This is a genomic window from Sphingomonas yantingensis, from assembly GCF_014199325.1.
Classification (GTDB): Bacteria; Pseudomonadota; Alphaproteobacteria; order Sphingomonadales; family Sphingomonadaceae; genus Sphingomonas; species Sphingomonas yantingensis.
The window spans coordinates 196,549-215,921 of record NZ_JACIJJ010000003.1; the positions used below are offsets into that span (position 1 = coordinate 196,549).

Here is a 19,373-nt window from a genome sequence, read left to right on the forward strand (position 1 = left end):
CGCTACCGCCGCCCGCGCACCGGCTGCATCGTCGCGGTCGGTGTTGCCGGCACCACGCCCTTCGGCGCCGCCGCCAGGCGCTTGATGAGATCGACCTCCGCCTGGCGATAGGGTGTGCCGTCGGCGCGTAACACCTCGTGGAACCAGATCGTCGGCTCCGCCATCACATAGGGCTTCTGCCAGCTGTCCCAGGGCAGCCGCGTCTGCGTCCGCCCGTCGACGAAGCCCCAGTTCATCATCGCGACATTGTACCGCTTGGCGATCGGCAGCGACCCGTCGAAGGTCGACCCGTTCCCGCGCGCCATATATTCGGTGCACAGGATGGGGCGGTTGTACGGGATCAGCTGATTGATCCGCCGCTCGAACGTCTCCGGCCAGTTATAGTCGTGGAAGGTGATGACGTCGGACTGGGACAGCTGCAGTTTCTCCATCGGCGATCCCTTCCCGCCCGGCGTCCAGTCCTCGCCGATCCACACGCCGGAGGTGACCGGCTGGCTGGGATCGGCGTCGCGCGCCCACTGGAACACCTGTGCCAGCAGCGCGCGGACCAGCGGCTCCTTGCCCTCCTGCCCCTTGTATTGATCGGCGCCATTGTCGGGCTCGTTCCACAGGTCCCAGCCGAGGACGCGCTCGTCCCGTGCAAACGCGCCGATCACGCCCTGCACATAAGCCTTGTATGCCGGATAGCGCCGCTTGTCGCGAAGTCCGGCTATGCCCGGCCCCTGCACCCAGCCAGAATTATGGACGCCGGGGATCGGCGGATGCTGCGGCCCCAGCTTTGGGTTCGGGTCCCAGCAGCTGTCGAACAGGACGAACAGCGGCTTGATCCGGTGCTTCGCCGCGATGGTCAGGAACTCGTCGATCCGCCGCTTGAACCCCTCGGCATCCTGTTCCCAAAGTTGGTCGTGCAGGAACACGCGCATCGTGTTCATGCCGATCGCCTGCGCCATCCCGAGTTCGCGGTCGATCTCGGCGGGGTTCCAGGTCTCCGCCTGCCACATCTCGAGCTGGTTGATCGCGCTGGCGGGGGTGTAGTTCGATCCCACCAGCCAGGGCTGGCGGTCGTACCACGCCTTGGCCTGAGCCTCGGTCCAGCGGTCGCGCGCCTCGGCGGGCGCGGCATACAGGGCGATTGAGGCAAGCAGCGCTGCGGTGATGTGCTTCATGTCGGTTTCCTCGCGCTCAACGCTCGACGAACAGTCGATAGGTCATGACGTTGCGATAGATCTGGCCGGGCGCCAGCCGCACCGATGGAAAGCCCTTCTGGTTGGGCGTGTCGGGAAAGAGCTGCGGCTCCATGACGATCGCGTCGCCCATCCGCAGGATCGCGTTCTTCTTCGCCCTGATCGTCCCGTCGAAGAAATTGCCCGAATAGAATTGCAGGCCCGGCTGGTTCGACCACAATTCGAACCCGCGGCCCGACACCGGCTCGACCACGCGCGCCATTAGATGCTCGTCGCGGGTCACGGCATCGCCGATCACCCAGTTATGGTCGTAGCCGCGGCCATATTCGATCTGGCGGTCGCTCGCATCGCGTACCCGATCGCCGATCGCCCGCGGCGTGCGGAAGTCGAAGACGGTGCCCGTGACCGACCTGTGCCCGCCGGTCGGGATCGAGGTCGCGTCGGTCGGCGTGAAGCGATCCGCCGGAATCGTCACGACATGCCCCATCGCGCCACGCGGGCTGCCGACGCCGGCCAGGTTCCAATAGGCGTGATTGCTGATGTTGACGACGGTCGGCTTGTCGGTGGTCGCGCGATACTCGATCGTCAGCCGGTTCGCCTCGTCGAGCGAATAGATGGCATAGGTGGTTAGCGTACCCGGATAGCCCATGTCGCCGTCGAGGCTGACGTAACGCAACGTGACCGACGCGGACGGGCCGCTCTTCACCTCGGTCACGTCCCACAGCACCTTGTCGAACCCCTTGGTCCCGCCGTGCAGCGAATTGGGGCGATTGTTAACCGGTGCCGAATAAGCCTTGCCGTCTAGCGTGTAGCGCCCCTTGGCGATGCGGTTGGCGACGCGGCCTACCGTCGCACCGAAGAACTCGGGCTTGGTCAGATAGCCGTCGATCGTGTCGTAGCCGATCTGCACATCCTCGACCTTCCCGCTCTTGTCGGGCATGCGAAGCGCCTGGATCGACGCGCCGAGCGCGATGATCGTGGCGCTTACGCCCTTGCCGTTCGACAGCGTGATCGCCGCGACCGGACGCCCGTCGGGCATCGCGCCGAAGGTCGATCGCTTCGCCTCGCCGGCCAGCGCCGGCGGCGCGGCCAGCGTGAGGCCAAGCGCCGCCGCGATGATGGATGTGCGAGTCATTACCGCTCCCGTGCTTGTCGTTCTTGATCGACGGTCGGGCGGCCGGACGCCGCACCCGCAGTCGTTGGGCCGGATCGTAACGCGACGATTTGCTTCGACAAGCCGCAAAATCGAATATATCTGATAAATGTGTATTGCAGCAAAAACAGTGCGGCGATATGTCGGAGTTTATCCGCGCAAAAGACCGCGGCGAACTTGAAGGGGAGAGATGATGAAGACCAAGCTCGTCCTGCTGGCGTCGGCTTCGCTGGCCGTGATGCTCGGCGCCGCAGCGCCCGCCATGGCGCAGAGCACCGCGCTCGAGACGCCCAAGCCCGAGACGGCTTCCGACCAGAACGCCAACCCCGCCACCCCCGGCCCCTCGGCACAGGAGGGCGCGACCGACGATGGCGAGATCGTCGTCACCGGCCTTCGCCGCAGCCTCGAATCGGCACAGGCGGTCAAGCGTAATTCGGATGGCATCGTCGATGCGATCGTCGCCGAGGATATCGGCAAGCTGCCCGACACCTTCGCCTCCGCCGCACTCGCGCGCGTGACCGGCGTCCAGGTGACGCGCGGCGGCGGCGAGGCGGCGGGCGTGCAGGTCCGCGGCCTGCCCGACATCAGCACCACCTATAACGGGCGCGAGATCTTCACCGCCGAGGGCCGCTTCGTCCAGATCCAGGACTTCCCCGCCGGCACCGTCGCCGCGCTCGAGGTCTACAAGTCGGGTACCGCCAACCTGATCGAGGGCGGCATCGGCGGCCAGATCAACGTCCGCGGCCGCCGCCCGTTCGACTTTCAGGGATTCGAGCTGTCGGGTTCGCTCAACGGCGTGTCGTGGGAACAGTCGGGCGACCTGTCGTGGAACGGCAACCTGCTCGTCAGCAACCGCTGGGACACCGGCATCGGTGAGATGGGCTTGCTGGTCAACGCCAGCTATGTCGGCATCAACTTCCTCGATTCGACGCGCGAGCAGTCGCTGGTCATCGGCACCACGAACGAGGGGAACGCCCCCGGCGCCGCCGGCGTCCGCTTTCCCGACGCGCAGGGGCTGTTCTACGGCTATGGCGACCGCTTCCGTCCCTCGGCCAACGCCGCCTTCCAGTGGCGACCGACGCCCGAGCTCGAAATCTATGTCGACGGCCTGTTCCAGGGCTATCGCGGCAAGGACGAGAACCGCTTCCTCTTCTTCCCGATCTTCGGCGGGCCGGACTTCCGGCTGAGCAACGTCACTGTCCGCCCCGGCACCAACATCGCCCAGAGCGCGACCGTCACCGGCGCCAACGCGCCCGACGGCTATTACGGCGCTGCACAGGGCAAGACCGATACTTATCAGGTCGGCGGCGGCGCGACCTGGAAGCAGGGTGGGCTCCAGCTCTCGGCCGACGTCGCCTATACCGACAGCAAGTATACGTTCGAGCTCAACAACATCGACCACGCGTTCCGCAGCTCGCCCGTGCGCGACGTGATCTTCGAGGTCGACGGCAACGACGGCGGGCCGAGCCTGAGCTTCCGCAATTTCGACGTGACCGATCCCGCGAACTTCATCAGCCGCGGCTTCTTCCAGGAGAATCTGGTCGTCACCGGCAAGGATATCCAGGCACGCGCCGACGCGCAGTACGAGTTCGACGGCGGCTTCATCAAGCGCATCCAAGCGGGCATTCGCTACAACGACCGCGATGCGACGCGCGACCGCGGCTCGCTCTATATCTTCAACCTGCCGGCGGGCATTCCGCTGACCGCACTGCCCGTCGATATCCAGTCGACGCGGCCGGGCTTCGACTACAACAACGCTTGGCCCGTCCGCACCTTCGCCGCGATCCCCGCGGACAGCATCCGCGAAAATCTGCCCGCGATCCGCGCCTTCTACGGCGCGCCGGAGGGCCAGCCGGCGTTCAACCCGACCGAGAACTTCAACGCAAACGAGAAATCCTACGCGGCTTATGCACAGGTCAAATATGGCCTCGACCTCAGCAGCAACATCACGCTCGACGGCCTGATCGGCCTGCGTGCGGTCAAGACGCAGACGACGATCTCGGGCTTCGTTCAGGACAATTCGACCAATCCGGCGACCTTCTCGCCGATCACGGCCAAGAACGACTATGTCGACTATCTGCCCAATGCCAGCGCGCGCTTCGGCATCGGCAGCGAGGTGCAGCTGCGCCTCAACTACACGCAGACGCGGACCCGGCCCAACTTCTTCGACCTCAACCCGACACTCACCGTCGGGCCGCCGGTCAACATCCCGCCGGAGTGTGCAACGAGCCCGACGCTGCCGCAGTGCGCGCCGAACAGCAACCTGCGCTTCATCAGCGGCGGCAACCCCAATCTGCGGCCGCTCACATCCGACAATTACGACGTCAGCCTCGAATGGTATTTCTCGCGCTCGGGCTCGCTCACCGGCGCGCTGTTCCGGCGCGATGCGGACGGCTTCATCAGCCGGATCGAGCAGGTGGGCGTCGACGTGGGCTACGGCCCGTCGCGCCTCAACCTGCCGGTCAACACCGGCAAGACGCGGTTCCAGGGTGCGGAAGTGGGCTTCACCAGCTTCCTCGACTTCGCTGGCATTCCCGAATGGGCGCGCGGTTTCGGTATTCAGGCGAACGCGACCTATATCGATTCGAAGGGCGACCTGAACGCCGCGCTCGCCAGCGCGCCCAACGTCGCGGGCCAGCGGGTACGCTTCAACGGGGTGTCCGAATGGGCCGGCAACATCGTCGGCCTGTATGAAAAGCCGTTCTTCTCGGCACGCCTCGCGTACAATTATCGCTCGGACTTCGTGCAATATTACAGCCAGGAGCCGCTCGATACCGGCGCGGACGGCAGCCTGCGGACCCGCGGCGTGGTGGAAAAGGGGCGCGGCCAGCTCGACTTCTCGACCACGGTGACGCCGGTGCCGAACGTCACCTTCGCGTTCGACGTGGTCAACGTGCTCGGCAATCCGCTGCGCCGCTATCGCGAGTTCAACGATGCGGGCGACGAATATGCCCGCCAGATCCTGTATCTCGAGCGGACCTATTCGCTCGGCGTTCGGTTCCGTTTCTGATGAAGCGCCTCGCTCTCTTCTCGCTTGTCCTGACCCTGGGCGCCGCCGCACCGGCGCCCCAGGGCAACCCACAATTCCAGGGTGCCGACCCCCACGCGCTGATGATCGGCGGGGAGATGTGGGTGTTTCCCACCGGCGGCCCGGTGGGCGCGTGGGACGCCGACCGCTTCCACGCCTTTTCCTCGCGCGATCTGAAATCGTGGCGCGATCGCGGCGAGCTCATCAACCGCAAGTCGATCAAATGGGTGCGCGACGACGGCGCGCCCGAACGGTTCCTGTGGGCGCCGGGCGTCACGCGGGCGAACGGCAAATGGTATCTCTACTATTCGCTCGGGCCCAACACGCCGAAGTTCAGCCATATCGGCGTCGCCGTCGCCGACCGGCCGGAGGGGCCCTATCGCGACAGCGGCAAGCCGCTGCTGACCGGGCGAACGGGGTTCGAGGCGATCGACCCGATGGTGTTCGTCGACCCCAAATCGGGCACGCCCTATTTCTATGCGGGCGGCAGCGCGGGCTCGACGCTGCGCGTGTTCGAGCTCAACCGCGACATGGTCTCGATCAAGCGAGAGATCGCCGTCGCCAACCCGCCCGAGTTCACCGAGGGCGCGTTCATGCATGAGCGCCGCGGCATCTACTACCTCTCCTACAGCCATGGCCGCTTCAACGGCGAAAGCTATTCGGTGCATTACGCGACCGGCCCCTCGCCCACCGGCCCCTTCACCTATCGCGGCGCGATCCTGAAGAGCGATGCGACGCACAAGGGGCCGGGCCATCACAGCTTCGTCGTGACGCCGAAGGGCGAGACACTGATCGTCTATCACCGCTGGGAAAATCCGTCGGAGCCGGAGCCCTACAAGGGCGAGCGCCAGATCGCGATCGACCGCGTCAGCTACGCCCCCGACGGCAGCATCCGCCCGATCCGCATGACAGACGGCGCGGCGGCACCGACCCTATCGCCGACGCGTTAGACCTCACCGGGGCGGCCCCTCTCCCCCCTTTCCGCCCCCAACCTCGATGGACCCGGCAGCCACGCGGCGCCGGGTCCTCTTCGCATCAGGCCAGCGGGCCGTTGGCGACCGGCGAATCGAATTGCGGTACGCCCGCGGCATCGTAGCGAATCGGCTGCACCCGCGTGTGGCGATTGGGGTCGAACAGCGGATCGCCCTCGATCTTCTCATAGTCGCGCGCGTGGAAGACGAGCATGTCGCGCCCGCGCTCGTCCACGGTGAAGCTGTTGTGCCCCGGCCCGTAGATGCGGTGCGCGGCGGACGTCTGCATCACCGGCAACGGCGACTTCGCCCACGCGGCCGGGTCCATGATGTCGGCATCGTCCCGTGCCGTCAGCATGCCCAGGCAATAGCGCGCATCGGTCGCGCTCGCCGAATAGGTCATGAAAAGGCGGCCGTTGCGCGCCAGCAGCGCCGGCGCCTCCGCCACCTTGAACCCGCGGATTTCCCAGGGCAGCTCGGGGATGGTCAGTCGCGCGGGCTTCGCCGCCAGCGTCAGCGGCGTCGCGAGCGGCGCGAGATAGAGGTTCGAGTTGGTCTCGATCCCCGGCTCGCGCTGCGCCCAGGCCAGATAGCGCGTGCCGCGATGCACGAAGCTGGTCGAATCGAGGTTGAAGCTGTCCCACGGCGTCTGGAGCTGCCCCAGCACCGACCAGTTGCCCGTCATCGGATCCGGGCCGTCGCAGGCGACAGCATAGGTGCGGATGCGGAACACGTCCTCGCCGCCACCGCTCGGCCCGGCGGCGAAATACATGATCCAGCGCCCGTCGATCCGGTGCAGTTCGGGCGCCCAGAGGAAGCCCGACATCGGCCCCTTCGCCTCGTGCCGCCACAGCACCCGCTCGGCTGCGGTCGTCAGTCCCGCCAGCGTCCTCGCCCGCCGCAGCACCAGCCGGTCATATTCCGGCACCGATCCAGTCATGTAATACCAGCCGTCATCGTGGCGAAAGACCTGCGCATCGGCGCGGTTCTTCACCAGCGGATTGACGATGCCGCGCCCGGCCCGCCGCTTTTGAGCGAACGCTGGAATCGCGGCGCTGGCGGCCAGCCCACCCAGCACCCACCGGCGCGAGATCGGATCGGTCACGGCTTCTCTCCCTGTTGCACGGCGCGCAGCCAGCCATCGGCGCCCCAGTCGAGCGTCGCGAGGCGAAGCGTCGGCGCGCCGCCGTTTTCCTTGTCATAGGCGTGAAAGACGAGGTGATCGACGCCATCGCGCCCGCGGAAATGCCCCGCATGGCCCGGCCCGCGGAAGCGTCCCTTCTCCTCCAGGTCGGCGCGCAGCAGTACGGTGCCGCCGCCCGCCAGCATCGAACTCCCGTCCTTGCCCAGATACGGCCCGGTGATTGTCTTCGACCGGCCGATCACGGTGTAATAGGTGCTCGCCGCACCCTTGCAGCAATAGTCGTAGCTGGCGATCAGCCAGTACCAGCCGCCCCGCTCAAACAGGTAGGGCGCCTCGATGATCGACGGCGCGCCCTGCGGTACCGGGCGGCTGGCGAGCGGGAGCGGCTTCTCGCCTGGCCTGCGCGGCTTCCCCGTGCGCGGATCGAGTTCCACCAGCTTCAACCCGCTCCAGAAACTGCCGAACGCCAGCCAGTGGCGGCCGTCGCGATCGGCGACGAAGGCGGGGTCGATCGCGTTGAAATCGTCACCCGGCTTCGAGGCCAGCACCATCCCCTCGTCGCGCCACCCATAGCCGGGCGCGGCAGGATCGAGCGTCGCGCTGGTGGCGAGGCCGATCGCCGAGCGGTTCGAGCCGAAGGTCGAGACCGAATAATAGAGCCGGTAACGCCCGCCGACGAAACTGATGTCCGGCGCCCACAGGTTGCGCGCGCCGGGCACCGCCTTCGCCGCCCAATCGGGCAGCGCGGCAAAGGGCGGGGCCACGGTTCGCCAGCGGATCAGGTCGTCGGACGCGCGCGCCGACAGGATGCCCTGCCCTTCCTTGCCGATCCCGGTGGAATAGACATGCCATACCCGACCCTCGCGGATGAGGACGGGGTCGTGGACCGGGCGGACCTCGCCCTGCGGCGCGTCGGCCTGCGCGAACGCCGCCCCCGCCGCCATCAGTGCGCCGATCGCGATCCACCGAACCAAAGTGCGCCCTCCGCGAACAGTCAATAATATGACTATTCAGCGAAGGGCAGTCGGATGCAAGTTAAATGTCGGAGTTATTCGACCGTAACGCTCTTGGCGAGATTGCGCGGCTGGTCGACGTCGGTGCCCTTGGCCACCGCCACGTGATAGGCGAGCAACTGCACTGGCACCGCATAGACGATCGGCGCGATCAGCGGGTGGACCTTGGGCATGGTGATCGTCGCTAGGCATCCCTCGCCCGCCGCCTCGATCCCGTCATAGTCGGAGATCAGCACGACCTTGCCGCCGCGCGCCTGCACTTCCTGCATGTTCGAGACGGTCTTCTCGAACAACGGTCCGGAAGGTGCGATGACGATGACAGGGACGGCATCGTCGATCAGCGCGATTGGTCCGTGCTTCATTTCGCCCGCGGCATAGCCCTCGGCATGGATGTAGCTGATTTCCTTGAGCTTCAGCGCGCCTTCCAGCGCTAGCGGATAATCCGTACCACGGCCCAGATACAGCACGTCGCGCGCGCTGGCGATCAGCGGCGCCATCGCCTCGATCGCCTCGTCGTAAGCGAGCGCGCCGTTTATCGCGGCGGGCGCCTCGCCCAGGTGGCGGACCAGCGCGCGCTCGTCCTCCACCGACAGCCGTCCCTTGGCCTTGGCGAGATTGGCAGCCAGCGCCGCCAGCACCGCGAGCTGGCACGAGAACGCCTTGGTCGAGGCAACGCCGATCTCCGGCCCGGCATGCGTCGGAAGCAGCAGATCCGCCTCGCGCGCCATCGAGCTGGTGGGCACGTTGACCACTGCGGCAATAGTCTGCCCCTCTGCCTTGGCATGGCGCAACGCCGCGAGCGTGTCGGCGGTCTCACCCGACTGGCTGATGACGATCATCAGCCCGCCCGGCTCCATCACCGGCGCGCGATAGCGGAACTCGGACGCGACATCGATGTCGACGGGGACACGCGCGAACTGCTCGAACCAGTATTTGGCGACCATCCCGGCATAGAAGCTGGTGCCGCACGCGACGATCGTCACGCGCTTGATGCCCGACAGATCGAACTCGGGGATCGGCAGCACGATCTGCCCCTCCAGCCGCTGAAGGTACGAGCGCAGCGTCTGCGCGACGACGATCGGCTGCTCGAAGATTTCCTTCTGCATGAAGTGGCGGTGGTTGCCTTTGTCGATCAGCGCGCCGGTGACGCCGCTGATCGTCACCGGTCGCTCGACGGGGGTGTTCTCGCGGTCATAGACCTGCGCACCGTCGGGGCGGATGACGACCCAGTCGCCCTCGTCCAGATAGGCGATGCGCTGCGTCAGCGGCGCCAGCGCCAGCGCGTCGGATCCAAGGAACGTCTCACCCTCGCCATAGCCGATCACCAGCGGCGAGCCGAGCCGTGCGCCGATCAGGAGGTCCGCGTGATCCGCAAACAGGATCGCCAGCGCGAACGCACCGTGCAGCCGGGGTAGTGCCGTACGCACCGCTTCGACCGGATCGCCGGTGGCCTGGAGCGCCTCGTCGATCAGGTGCGCGACGACCTCGGTATCGGTCTGGCTGTTGAACACGCGGCCCTTGGCGATCAGCTCGTCGCGCAGCGGCTTGAAGTTCTCGATGATGCCGTTGTGGACGACGGTCACCTTGCCCGCGACGTGGGGGTGGGCGTTGTCCTCGGTCGGCGCACCATGCGTCGCCCAGCGGGTGTGGGCGATGCCGACATGGCCGGGCAACGGCTCTTCGGCCAGCCGCTTACCGAGGTTGGCCAGCTTGCCCTGCGCGCGGCGGCGCTCGATCGCGCCGTCGTGCAGCGTGGCGATGCCCGCCGAGTCATAGCCGCGATATTCGAGCCGCTTCAGGCCGTCGAACAGCCGTTCGGCCACGTCGCTGGTGCCGAGAATCCCTACGATGCCGCACATGTTACTTCGCCGCCTTTCGCGCCTTCATCATCGAGCGGAAACGGGCCGCCCATCCCTCGCGCACTTCCTGTCGCCCGCGCGCCAGCGCGAGCGCATCGGCGGGCACGTCGGCGGTCACCACCGACCCCGCGCCGACGATCGCACCCGCGCCGATCGCCACCGGCGCGACGAGCGCGCTGTTCGAGCCGACGAACGCGCCCTCGCCGATCGTCGTGCGGTATTTCAGATAGCCGTCGTAATTGCAGGTGATCGTGCCCGCGCCGATGTTCGCGCCCGCACCCACATCGGCATCACCGACATAGCTCAGGTGATTGACCTTCGCGCCCTCGCCCAGCACCGCCTTTTTCAGTTCGACGAAATTGCCGACCTTGGCGCCCGCGCGAATGTCCGCGCCGGGGCGCAGCCGGGCATAGGGTCCGATCTCCGCGCCGCTGGCGATCGTGCAGCCTTCGAGATGCGAGAAGCCGTGGATGACCACGCCATCCGCCACCGTCACGCCCGGCCCGAACCAGACGTTCGGCTCGACAATCACATCGCGGCCCAGCACCGTGTCGTGCGCGAACCACACGGTTTCCGGCGCGATCAGCGTTGCGCCATCGGCCATCGCCTGCACCCGCCGTGCCGCCTGCCACTTGGCCTCCAGCCGGGCGAGTTCGCCGCGGCTATTGACGCCATCGACCTCGTCCGCCGCCGTTTCGATCACCGCCGAGGCGCGCCCGTCCCGCCCAGCCAGCATGACGATGTCGGGCAGGTAATATTCGCCCGCCGCGTTGTCGTTGCCGACGCGCGCGAGCAGCCCGAAGAGGTCCACCGCCCGCACCGCCATCAGCCCGGAATTGCAGAGCGTCACCGCGCGTTCGTCAGCACTTGCGTCCTTGAACTCGACCATCCGGTCGATCCGGCCCGCATCGTCGGCGATGACACGGCCGTAGGCCCCAGGGTCCTCCGGGCGGAAGCCGAGCACGACGCAAGCGGGTGAATCTGCCGCGTGCAATCGATCGAGCATCCGCCGCATCGTCTCCGCGCGGACGAGCGGCACGTCGCCGTAGAGGATCAGCACGTCGCCCGAAAAGCCCGCCAGCGCCGCCTCGGCCTGGGCCACGGCATGGCCGGTTCCGAGCTGCTCGGCCTGATGCGCGGTATCGGCACGGCCAGCAACAGCCGTCTCGACCTGCTCGCGGCGATCGCCGACGACGACCACCTGCCGCTCGGCGCCGAGCGTCGCCACGCTGTCGAGGAGGTGGAGCAGCATCGGCTTGCCCGCGATCGGGTGCAGCACCTTGTGCAGGTCCGATTTCATCCGCGTGCCCCGCCCGGCGGCGAGGACGATTGCGGCGATCGGGCGGTTCGGGAAGGATTGCTCGGTCATCGCGGGCGGCGGTGCCACGAAAGCCTTGCCATTTCCATAGCCGGACGGGCATCGCACCGGACATGACCAATTTTTCATTCGAGATCGTCGGCTTCGACCTGGACGGCACGCTGTTCGACACGTCCGCGGACCTGACCCGCGCGGTCAACCACGCGCTGGCGCTTGACGCGCGTCCGCCGCTGCATGTCGAGCGCGTGAAGCCGATGATCGGCCGCGGCGCGCGCCACATGCTGACAGAGGGGCTGGCTGCCTCGGGCGGCGGGGACGAGGCGTTGCTCGACCGGCTGCTGCCCGAACTGCTCACCTTCTATGAGGCCAATCTGTCCGCCGGAACGATACCCTATCCGGGGATGCTGGGTGCGATCGACGCGCTGGCGGGCCGCGGCGTGCGGGTCGGCATCGTCACTAACAAGCGGTACGGCTTTGCCGAAAAGCTGCTCCGCGAACTCGGCCTCGCCGATCGGTTCGAGGTGCTCCTGGGCGGCGATTCGCTCGGGCCGGGCAATGCCAAGCCCAGCCCCGCGCTGATCCACGCGATGATCGAGCGGCTGGGCGGTGGGCGCGCGGCGTTCGTCGGCGATTCGATCTTCGACGTCGAGGCAGCGCACGCGGCGGGTATTCCTGCGGTCGCGGTCAGCTTCGGCTTCCTGATGCAGCCGGTCGAGGAACTCGGCGCCGACACGATCATCGGCCATTACGACGAGCTCATCCCCGCGCTCGAGCGGCTGGGATGATCCGCCCGTTCGCGCCCGGGGACCTCGCCGGCGTCGACGCGCTGTGGCGCATCTGTTTCCCGGACGATCCGCCGCGCAACGCCGCGCCCGTGTCGGTGCCCGAAAAGCTGCGCGTCGAGCCCGGCTCGGTCCTCGTCGCCGAGGATGTAAGCGCGATCGTCGGCAGCATCATGCACGGATATGACGGCCATCGCGGCTGGTTGTGGGGCGTTGCAGTCGTTCCATCGCATCGGGGCCGCGGGCTCGGCGCCGCACTCGTCCGCGCGGCCGAGGCGGCGCTGGCCGCGCGCGGCTGCCCGAAGATCAACCTCCAGATCCGCGAGGGGAACGCCGCCGTCACCGCCTTTTATGAACGGCTCGGCTATGTAATCGAGCCGCGCATCAACATGGGCAAGTTGCTATGATCCGCCATCCAAGCGAAGGCTGGGATCGCTCCGTTACAGCGCACCGCAGGAGCGGCCAGAGCCCCCAGCCTTCGCTGGGGTGACGAGCTGTGGTGGCTAGCCGACCGGCCGATAGCCCTTGCGCCACTTGGTCCACAGGTGCCGTGCCAGCATCGCCGGCGGCATGCGGAGCAGATGCCCGCGCAGGTAGAAGCCGAACTCACTGACCTTGCGCCGCTGCCGCCCCCAGCCGTCGCGGCCGAGAAGCCGCCGCACGAACGGCCGATCAATCGGCGTGAGCGGTGCCCCCGCGCCGTAAAGCCACTGGCTCAGCCGCAATGCGCGATCGACCGCGGGCAGCAGCCCATGCAGCTGCGCCCGCTCACGCAGCCTCTCGACATAACCCGGCGCGTCGAACTCGCCGATCAGGCAGTGGATATCCCACAGGTTGCGCAGGCCGCCGGCCAGATCGCCATCGGCGAACAGATGCGCGGCGGCGTGGATCACCACGTCCTCGCGGCTCAGCATGAAGAGCCCGCAGCCGATCTCCACCGCCCCTGCCACCAGCGCCGCCGCATCGGGCGTCGGCGCGGCGGTCAGCGGCAGGATCGTGTGGTGGACGTCGATCATCCGGTCCCGCTCGCGGTGGATAAGCGGCGGCAACTCGTGCATCCAGCGGCGGTAATAGGCGTCGTCATAGGGGTCGGGCTTCACCCATTCCCACCCCGCCGCCAGCAGCGCCGCCTCGCCCTCCTCCAGCCGATCGCGGGGCACGAGGATATCGAGGTCGCCGATATGCCGCCCCCGTCCCGCCTCCAGCCCCGCCGCGACGAAGGCGGTGCCCTTCAGCAGGATCACCGGCACGCCGATGGGCGCCAGCGCCCGCCGTGCCATCTCCGCCTCCCACAGCGCGGCGATCCGCCCCTGCTCGGCCGAGGCGCGGGCATCATCGAGGATGCGCGCCGCCGCGGCCGGCATCGGCAACCCGGCGACGCGGTGCGCGAGCGTGCCGATCATCTGCTCGGCGCGCGCCGCCGAAATCAGCGCGGTCCAGCCCGCGGCGTTGAACTCCGCAACCGACGCCGGATCGCGCAATGCCGCGACGAGTAGCCGCGCGCTCATGCCAGCGCCTCGACCTGTCGGATCGCGGTCGCCGCATCGGGATAGTCGATCGCGGTTGCCGGGACGCTCGTGACGAGCCGGGTCAGCGCGTCGAACCCGCGCTCGCCAAGCGCGACGTAATTGGTCGACGCCTGCGTCAGCCGCACGAACGTCTCGGCAGGCGGCACCTCGCGGATCGCGCGCTCCAGCCCGAAGCGGGGGAAAACGATATGCGCCGCCACCGCAGGCACGGCCATCGCCGCGATCGAAGCGGCGTCGGGGACGAGGTGGCGGATGTCGCCCTTCGGTGTCTTGAGTTGCGGCGGGCCGAACCGCGCCTGTGGCAGCGCCGCCTGCATCACCGCCACACTCTCGTTCTTCAGGCTGACGAGCCGCGGGAACCCGTGGATCAGACCCGTCTCCGGATCGACCAGCGCGAACTCGTCGCCCATCAGCCGCCAGCCGCGCGCCATCATGAGGGCGGCGAGCGTCGACTTGCCCGCTCCGCTCTCCCCGGTCATCAGCACCGCGCGGCCGTTCCGCTCGACACAACTGGCGTGGAGCAACAGGTAGCGACGCTGTGCCAGCGCCATCTGAAGGTTCATCCCCATTTCCGCGGCCAAGAGGCCGAGATCGAGCGGCAGCGGCGCGGCATCGGGAATCGTGAAGTCGCCGCCGATCATCACCGCCGGCCGCACGAAGCGTCGCCACGGCCGCGCCGCGAACAGGCGCACAGTAAAGTCGGGCACGCCATCCTCGGGCTTCGGATAGTCGCGGTACAGGTTCTCTAGCTCGGCGATCGGCCGACGCCAGTCGCTGCCGACGCGGAACCCCGCCGGGCCGATCCGCACCGAGAAAACGTGCCTCACGCCCGCGCCACCAATCCGGCGGCGGCAAGCTCCTCCAGCCGATCGGTCAGCGCGGCGGGGTCGGGATCGACCAGCGCATAATCGCGCGCCAGCCGGTCGAGGATCGCCTCGACGCCCATGGTCTCCTCACCCAGCGCCGCAAGGATTTCGGGCACCGGCGCCTCGACGATATGCGTCTGGCCGGAGGCGCGGTGATAGATGGCGGTGAGCACGTCGAGCGGCACGATGCGCAGGCTCGCCAGGGCGGCGGCACGATAGCGCATCGCGTGGCGCGTCAGGCGCGGGGCATCTGCAGCGAGGCGAAGCAGGTGAAGCCGCTCGTCCCCTGCTGCAACCGGCGGATGTAATTGGTGTACGCCTTGCTGCGCTGGTAATCGGTGCCGGGCAGCGTGCCGCCGTTCAGCGCGCGCTTGACCTCCTCGCCCTTGAACGGACGGCCCGCGGGCGGGAACGCACCCTGCGTGCCGGCGGGCACCAGCTTGCCGTCGGGCGCGATATACTGGCCCGCACGCGCCGGATCGGGCACGGGGATCTGGCAGTTCGAGATCGAAGCGGCAGTCTGTGCCAGTGCCGGGCGAATCGAGATGACCGCCGACGCGCCCACCGCACCGATCATCAGCGCGCGACGGCAAATGGCCGGGCCGGGCGTCGTGCCGTCGGTCTCGACGGGCGGGGTATCGGGCGTGTCTTCGCTCATGGTCGCACTCTTCCTCGCCCGCGCCAGCTTGCGCAATGGTTAAAGTATCGGGGAACACGTACAATTCGGGACAGAGGCTCCTAACAAAGCCGTACCCCGGCGAAGGCCGGGGTACGGCTTTGGATCGGCGCCCGAACCCGCTAAACCGGGCGCAATGTCGCTTCGCCTCCTCTTGCCCGCGTTCGCGCTGTTCCTCGCGAGCCCGGCGCCGCCGCCGGTCCCCGCCGACCCGCCGCTCTGGGTCGTGCGCGACGCGGATACCACCATCTACCTGTTCGGCAGCGTCCATTGGCTGAAGCCCAACCTCGCCTGGTTCGACGACGACGTGCGCGGCGCGTTCGAGCGCGCCGACACCCTCGTCCTCGAAACCCCGCCGGTGGAGCCGGCCGAGGCGCAGCGGACGCAGGACGCGATCGGCAAGACGGCGAACGGCCCGACCCTGCCCGATCGACTGCCCGAGGGATATCGCCCGAAACTCGCCGCCGCGCTCGCCGAACTCGGCTATCCGGCGAGCGCGTTCGACCGGGTGAAGCCGTGGCTGGCCGCGACGACGCTGTCGATCCTGCCGCTCAAGCGCCGCGGCTACGACGTTTCGGCTGGCGTGGAGGCAGTGCTGACGAAGGCGGCGCAGGGGGCGGGCAAGCCCATCGTCGGGCTGGAACCTCGGGTGCAGCAGCTCGGCTATTTCGATGCGCTGCCCGAAGATGCGCAGATGGCGATGCTGAAGCGTCAGCTCGACAATATGGACACGACCGGCGACTCAACCGATGCGGTGCTCGCCGCGTGGAGGGCGGGCGACGCCGCCGCGCTCGGCCGGATCATCGACGCCGATCAGCGCGCCAGTTCGGCGGCCTTCGGCAATGCGATCCTCTCTGATCGCAACCGCCGCTGGGCCGGCTGGATCGCCGAGCGCTTGAAACGGCCCGGCACCGTCTTCATGGCGGTCGGCGTCGGCCACCTGACCGGCAGCGACACCGTCCAGCGCGCGCTGGCCGCTAGGGGCCTTGCCGCCCGCCGCGTCAGGTCTGCGGCTTCCAGGTGAAGACGCGGTAGAGATAGAGAACGACCACCGCGACCATCAGGATGATCGCCACCGGACCGTAATAATGTTCGAACTGCCCGAACTCGTTCTTGAGGATGTACCCCGCCCCGATCAGCACGCTGTTCCAGATCGCGGTGCCCAGCGTCGTCCAGAACAGGAACTTCACCTGGCTCATCTTCAGCATGCCCGCGGGCAGCGAGATCATCGTGCGGACGGTCGGCAGGAAGCGCGCGTAGAACACGATCGCCCCGTCGTGGCGGGTGAAGAAGCCGATGATCTTCTCGACCTCGCGCCAGTCGAGCGTCAGCCAGCGGCCATAGCGGTCGATCAGCGGCTTGAAGCGGGCATAGCCGACGACATGGCCGATCCAGTACCAGACCCAGTTGCCCAGCACTGCGCCGATCGTCCCCGCCGCGACCGCCGCGGCAAAGCCCAGCTTGCCGTCCGCGACCGCCATGCCGGTCAGGCCCATGATGACCTCCGACGGGATCGGCGGGAACACGTTTTCGAGGAACATCGCGAACGCGATCCCCAGATAGCCCCAGGCGCCGACGAGTTCGATCAGGCGGTCGGTCATGCACGCTTCCTTGGTGTGAAGGCGCGCGCTCTAGGCGCGTCGAGCGGTGCTGGCAATCACCGCACCGCGAGCCGCGCGTCGATCGCGTCCCAGATCGCGCCCGCCGTATCCGTACCATTGAACCGGTCGATCGCGACGATCCCGGTGGGCGACGTCACGTTGATCTCGGTCAGCCATTCGCCGCCGATCACGTCGATCCCGACGAAGATCAGCCCGCGCGCCTTCAATTCCGGCCCCAGCGCGGCGCAGATTTCGCGCTCCTTTGGCGTAAGCTCCGCCGCCTCGGCGCGCCCGCCCACGGCGAGGTTCGAGCGAATCTCCCCCTCGCCCGGAAGACGGTTTATCGCCCCCGCCACCTCGCCGTCGACCAGGACGATGCGCTTGTCGCCCTTCGCCACGCCAGGCAGGAACGCCTGCACCATGTGCGGCTCGCGCCACGTCATGTTGAACACCTCGATCAGCGAGGAGAGGTTCTGTCCCCCCTCGTCGATCTTGAAGATCGCCTTGCCGCCGTTGCCGTGCAGCGGCTTGACCACCACCGACCCGTGTTGGGCGAGAAACGTCCGCGCTTCGTCCAGATCGCGGGTCACCAGCGTCGGCGGCATGAACCGCGCATAGTCGAGCACCCAGACCTTTTCGGGCGCATCGCGGACGCTCTTGGGATCGTTGACGACCAGCGTCCGGTCGCTGATCCGCTCCAGCAGATGCGTCGCGGTGATGTAGCCGAGGTCGAACGGCGGATCCTGTCGCATCAGCACCACATCGGCCTCGTCGCCGAGGTCCAGCGGCTGCGGCGCGCCGAGCGTGAAGTGGTCGCCCGCGACTTGCCGTACCTCAACCGGCCGCGCATTGACCCACAGCCGCCCGTCCGACCAATTTAGCTGATCGGCGGTGTAGTGGAACAGCCGGTGTCCGAGCGCCTGCCCGGCGAGCATCAGCGCAAAGGTCGAATCGCCCGCGATGTTGATGCCTTCGATCGGGTCCATCTGCACGGCGACGGTCAGCGACATGAACTTCTCCCTGATTGAGGCGGCGACTTAGGGTGCCGGACGAGCCCTGTCACCCGATCCACGCATTCTCAATGTGCCGCGGCAGGCACCCGGGCGCGAGCAGCACCACGTCGATGCGGATCGCCTCGCCCGCCAGCGCGTGTTCGCTGGCGAGGATCTCCGCCGCCGCCGCGACGCGCACCAGCCGCCGCTCGTCGATCGCGTGGTCGAGTTCCGCGGCGGTCGCGCGCGTCTTGACCTCGACGAAGGCGAGCACGCCAGGCCGCCGCGCGATCAAATCCACCTCGCCCGCCTTGGTCCGCACCCGGCTCGCGACGATCGTCCAGCCCTTGAGCCGGAGATACCACGCAGCCTGTTCCTCGCCGCGCCGCCCGCGCGCCTCGGCGGCGTGGCGGTCCCTCATTGCCCGGCCTTGAGCTCCATCGCGCGGGCGTAGAGCGCCTTGCGGTCGAGCCCCAACCGCTTGGCGACCTCCCCCGCCGCCTTGGCCGGCGGCAGTCGTGCCAGCGCCTCGGTCAGCGCCGCGTCGCCATCGTCGGCGCTGGCTGGCGGCGGTGCGTCGGGCGGGCCGACGATGACCACGATCTCGCCCTTGGGCGGCGTATCGGCATAGCGCGTCGCCAGCACCGACAGACGCCCGGTCACGCATTCCTCGAACTTCTTCGTGATCTCGCGCGCGACGCCCGCCTCGCGGTCGCCCAGCCCCTCGGCCAGCGCCGACAGGCACGCCGACAGCCGCGGCCCCGATTCGTAGAGGACCAGCGTCGCGCGGATGCCGGCAATCTCGGCGATTGCCTCGGCCCGCGCATGCTGCTTCGACGGCAGGAACCCGACGAACAGGAAGCGATCGGTCGGCAGGCCCGCCAGCGTCAGCGCCGCCACCGCAGCGCACGGCCCCGGCACGGTAACGACCGCATGGCCGGCGGCACGCGCATCGCGCACCAGCTTGTAGCCCGGATCGGAAATAAGCGGCGTCCCCGCGTCGCTGACCAGCGCCACCACCTCGCTCCCCATCCGCGCAATCAGGCCGGGGCGTACCGCATCGGCATTATGGTCGTGATAGGGCGTCATCGGCCGCTTGGTGCCGATATGCCTGAGTAGCCCGGCGGTAACCCGACTATCCTCGACAGCGATCACGTCGGCGTGCGACAGGACATGCGCCGCCCGCGCCGACAGGTCGCCGAGATTGCCGATCGGGGTGGCAACGATATAGAGACCGGGGACAAGTTCGGCGTTCAT

Annotated in this window: 18 protein-coding genes and 1 pseudogene; 5 read left to right on the forward strand and 14 right to left on the reverse strand. The window is 67.9% G+C overall.

What is annotated here, in order from left to right; all coding sequences use genetic code 11:
- Positions 1-2: 2 nt before the first annotated feature.
- Positions 3-1,166, reverse strand: a complete 1,164-nt coding sequence (locus FHR19_RS10825) for a glycoside hydrolase 5 family protein (RefSeq protein ID WP_184028129.1) — start codon at positions 1,164-1,166, stop codon at positions 3-5.
- 16 nt (positions 1,167-1,182) lie between these two features.
- Complete coding sequence (locus FHR19_RS10830; RefSeq protein WP_184028131.1) at positions 1,183-2,319, reverse strand: aldose epimerase family protein; 1,137 nt, start codon at positions 2,317-2,319, stop codon at positions 1,183-1,185.
- Positions 2,320-2,530: 211 nt separating this feature from the next.
- Between FHR19_RS10830 and FHR19_RS10835 the strand changes: the two genes are divergently transcribed.
- Together FHR19_RS10835 and FHR19_RS10840 are read left to right on the forward strand one after the other, a co-directional pair.
- The gene (locus tag FHR19_RS10835) at positions 2,531-5,347 is read left to right on the forward strand and encodes a TonB-dependent receptor (RefSeq protein WP_184028133.1); all 2,817 of its coding nucleotides are present in this window, start codon (positions 2,531-2,533) and stop codon (positions 5,345-5,347) included.
- Positions 5,347-6,315 carry a family 43 glycosylhydrolase gene (locus FHR19_RS10840; protein WP_184028135.1) on the forward strand — a complete coding sequence of 323 codons (969 nt, stop codon included), beginning with the start codon at positions 5,347-5,349 and terminating at the stop codon, positions 6,313-6,315. Before FHR19_RS10835 ends, FHR19_RS10840 begins: the two co-directional genes overlap by 1 nt.
- A 91-nt stretch (positions 6,316-6,406) precedes the next feature.
- On the opposite strand, the pseudogene FHR19_RS10845 reads toward FHR19_RS10840, so the two are convergent.
- The 4 genes and pseudogenes from FHR19_RS10845 to glmU all read right to left on the reverse strand — a co-directional run.
- Positions 6,407-7,441: pseudogene (locus tag FHR19_RS10845) on the reverse strand (glycoside hydrolase family 43 protein); the annotation flags it as partial.
- Positions 7,438-8,424 (reverse strand): arabinan endo-1,5-alpha-L-arabinosidase, encoded by a 987-nt coding sequence (locus FHR19_RS10850; protein WP_184028925.1) that lies wholly within the window; start codon positions 8,422-8,424, stop codon positions 7,438-7,440. The gene FHR19_RS10850 and the pseudogene FHR19_RS10845, both read right to left, overlap by 4 nt.
- A 104-nt stretch (positions 8,425-8,528) precedes the next feature.
- Positions 8,529-10,352, reverse strand: coding sequence for a glutamine--fructose-6-phosphate transaminase (isomerizing) (glmS, locus tag FHR19_RS10855; protein ID WP_184028138.1), 1,824 nt, complete (start codon positions 10,350-10,352; stop codon positions 8,529-8,531).
- Between the two features lies 1 nt (position 10,353).
- The gene (gene glmU, locus FHR19_RS10860; protein ID WP_184028927.1) at positions 10,354-11,721 is read right to left on the reverse strand and encodes a bifunctional UDP-N-acetylglucosamine diphosphorylase/glucosamine-1-phosphate N-acetyltransferase GlmU; all 1,368 of its coding nucleotides are present in this window, start codon (positions 11,719-11,721) and stop codon (positions 10,354-10,356) included.
- A 62-nt stretch (positions 11,722-11,783) separates the two neighbouring features.
- On the opposite strand from glmU, the gene FHR19_RS10865 reads away from it, so the two are divergent.
- Together FHR19_RS10865 and FHR19_RS10870 are read left to right on the forward strand one after the other, a co-directional pair.
- Positions 11,784-12,455: an HAD-IA family hydrolase gene (locus FHR19_RS10865; protein ID WP_184028140.1), complete on the forward strand. Its 672-nt coding sequence runs from the start codon at positions 11,784-11,786 to the stop codon at positions 12,453-12,455.
- Positions 12,452-12,859, forward strand: coding sequence for a GNAT family acetyltransferase (locus FHR19_RS10870; RefSeq protein ID WP_184028142.1), 408 nt, complete (start codon positions 12,452-12,454; stop codon positions 12,857-12,859). The genes FHR19_RS10865 and FHR19_RS10870 overlap by 4 nt, the downstream gene beginning before the upstream one ends.
- Positions 12,860-12,955: 96 nt before the next feature.
- On the opposite strand, the gene FHR19_RS10875 is transcribed toward FHR19_RS10870, so the two are convergent.
- The 4 genes from FHR19_RS10875 to FHR19_RS10890 are packed head-to-tail and all read right to left on the reverse strand — an operon-like array spanning position 12,956 to position 15,505.
- Positions 12,956-13,960: a nucleotidyltransferase domain-containing protein gene (locus FHR19_RS10875; RefSeq protein ID WP_184028144.1), complete on the reverse strand. Its 1,005-nt coding sequence runs from the start codon at positions 13,958-13,960 to the stop codon at positions 12,956-12,958.
- Positions 13,957-14,808, reverse strand: coding sequence for an HprK-related kinase A (locus tag FHR19_RS10880; protein ID WP_184028146.1), 852 nt, complete (start codon positions 14,806-14,808; stop codon positions 13,957-13,959). The genes FHR19_RS10875 and FHR19_RS10880 overlap by 4 nt, the downstream gene beginning before the upstream one ends.
- Entirely contained in the window at positions 14,805-15,071 is a 267-nt protein-coding gene (locus FHR19_RS10885; protein WP_184028148.1) for an HPr-rel-A system PqqD family peptide chaperone, read from the reverse strand. Before FHR19_RS10885 ends, FHR19_RS10880 begins: the two co-directional genes overlap by 4 nt.
- Before the next feature lie 11 nt (positions 15,072-15,082).
- Entirely contained in the window at positions 15,083-15,505 is a 423-nt protein-coding gene (locus FHR19_RS10890) for a hypothetical protein (RefSeq protein WP_184028152.1), read from the reverse strand.
- A 154-nt stretch (positions 15,506-15,659) separates the two neighbouring features.
- On the opposite strand from FHR19_RS10890, the gene FHR19_RS10895 reads away from it, so the two are divergent.
- Positions 15,660-16,547 carry a TraB/GumN family protein gene (locus FHR19_RS10895; protein WP_184028154.1) on the forward strand — a complete coding sequence of 296 codons (888 nt, stop codon included), beginning with the start codon at positions 15,660-15,662 and terminating at the stop codon, positions 16,545-16,547.
- On the opposite strand, the gene FHR19_RS10900 is transcribed toward FHR19_RS10895, so the two are convergent.
- Genes FHR19_RS10900 through rsmI form a run of 4 tightly spaced genes read right to left on the reverse strand, consistent with a single transcriptional unit; the run spans position 16,525 to position 19,373 of the window.
- Positions 16,525-17,124, reverse strand: coding sequence for a DedA family protein (locus tag FHR19_RS10900; protein ID WP_184028156.1), 600 nt, complete (start codon positions 17,122-17,124; stop codon positions 16,525-16,527). The two genes, FHR19_RS10895 and FHR19_RS10900, sit on opposite strands and share 23 nt — an antisense overlap.
- Positions 17,125-17,180: 56 nt before the next feature.
- Complete coding sequence (gene gshB, locus FHR19_RS10905; protein WP_184028159.1) at positions 17,181-18,134, reverse strand: glutathione synthase; 954 nt, start codon at positions 18,132-18,134, stop codon at positions 17,181-17,183.
- A gap of 49 nt (positions 18,135-18,183) precedes the next feature.
- Positions 18,184-18,537: a YraN family protein gene (locus tag FHR19_RS10910; protein ID WP_184028162.1), complete on the reverse strand. Its 354-nt coding sequence runs from the start codon at positions 18,535-18,537 to the stop codon at positions 18,184-18,186.
- Entirely contained in the window at positions 18,534-19,373 is an 840-nt protein-coding gene (gene rsmI / locus FHR19_RS10915; RefSeq protein ID WP_184028165.1) for a 16S rRNA (cytidine(1402)-2'-O)-methyltransferase, read from the reverse strand. The genes FHR19_RS10910 and rsmI overlap by 4 nt, the downstream gene beginning before the upstream one ends.

Excerpts from the sequence above, each read along its gene's own strand:
- FHR19_RS10825 (WP_184028129.1), bottom strand. The coding sequence starts at position 1,166 with ATGAAGCACATCACCGCAGCGCTGCTTGCCTCAATCGCCCTGTATGCC.
- FHR19_RS10830 (WP_184028131.1), bottom strand. The coding sequence starts at position 2,319 with ATGACTCGCACATCCATCATCGCGGCGGCGCTTGGCCTCACGCTGGCC.
- FHR19_RS10835 (WP_184028133.1), top strand. The coding sequence starts at position 2,531 with ATGAAGACCAAGCTCGTCCTGCTGGCGTCGGCTTCGCTGGCCGTGATG.
- FHR19_RS10840 (WP_184028135.1), top strand. The coding sequence starts at position 5,347 with ATGAAGCGCCTCGCTCTCTTCTCGCTTGTCCTGACCCTGGGCGCCGCC.
- FHR19_RS10850 (WP_184028925.1), bottom strand. The coding sequence starts at position 8,424 with ATGGCGGCGGGGGCGGCGTTCGCGCAGGCCGACGCGCCGCAGGGCGAG.
- glmS (WP_184028138.1), bottom strand. The coding sequence starts at position 10,352 with ATGTGCGGCATCGTAGGGATTCTCGGCACCAGCGACGTGGCCGAACGG.
- glmU (WP_184028927.1), bottom strand. The coding sequence starts at position 11,721 with ATGACCGAGCAATCCTTCCCGAACCGCCCGATCGCCGCAATCGTCCTC.
- FHR19_RS10865 (WP_184028140.1), top strand. The coding sequence starts at position 11,784 with ATGACCAATTTTTCATTCGAGATCGTCGGCTTCGACCTGGACGGCACG.
- FHR19_RS10870 (WP_184028142.1), top strand. The coding sequence starts at position 12,452 with ATGATCCGCCCGTTCGCGCCCGGGGACCTCGCCGGCGTCGACGCGCTG.
- FHR19_RS10875 (WP_184028144.1), bottom strand. The coding sequence starts at position 13,960 with ATGAGCGCGCGGCTACTCGTCGCGGCATTGCGCGATCCGGCGTCGGTT.
- FHR19_RS10885 (WP_184028148.1), bottom strand. The coding sequence starts at position 15,071 with ATGCGCTATCGTGCCGCCGCCCTGGCGAGCCTGCGCATCGTGCCGCTC.
- FHR19_RS10890 (WP_184028152.1), bottom strand. The coding sequence starts at position 15,505 with ATGAGCGAAGACACGCCCGATACCCCGCCCGTCGAGACCGACGGCACG.
- FHR19_RS10895 (WP_184028154.1), top strand. The coding sequence starts at position 15,660 with ATGTCGCTTCGCCTCCTCTTGCCCGCGTTCGCGCTGTTCCTCGCGAGC.
- FHR19_RS10900 (WP_184028156.1), bottom strand. The coding sequence starts at position 17,124 with ATGACCGACCGCCTGATCGAACTCGTCGGCGCCTGGGGCTATCTGGGG.
- gshB (WP_184028159.1), bottom strand. The coding sequence starts at position 18,134 with ATGTCGCTGACCGTCGCCGTGCAGATGGACCCGATCGAAGGCATCAAC.
- FHR19_RS10910 (WP_184028162.1), bottom strand. The coding sequence starts at position 18,537 with ATGAGGGACCGCCACGCCGCCGAGGCGCGCGGGCGGCGCGGCGAGGAA.
- rsmI (WP_184028165.1), bottom strand. The coding sequence starts at position 19,373 with ATGAACGCCGAACTTGTCCCCGGTCTCTATATCGTTGCCACCCCGATC.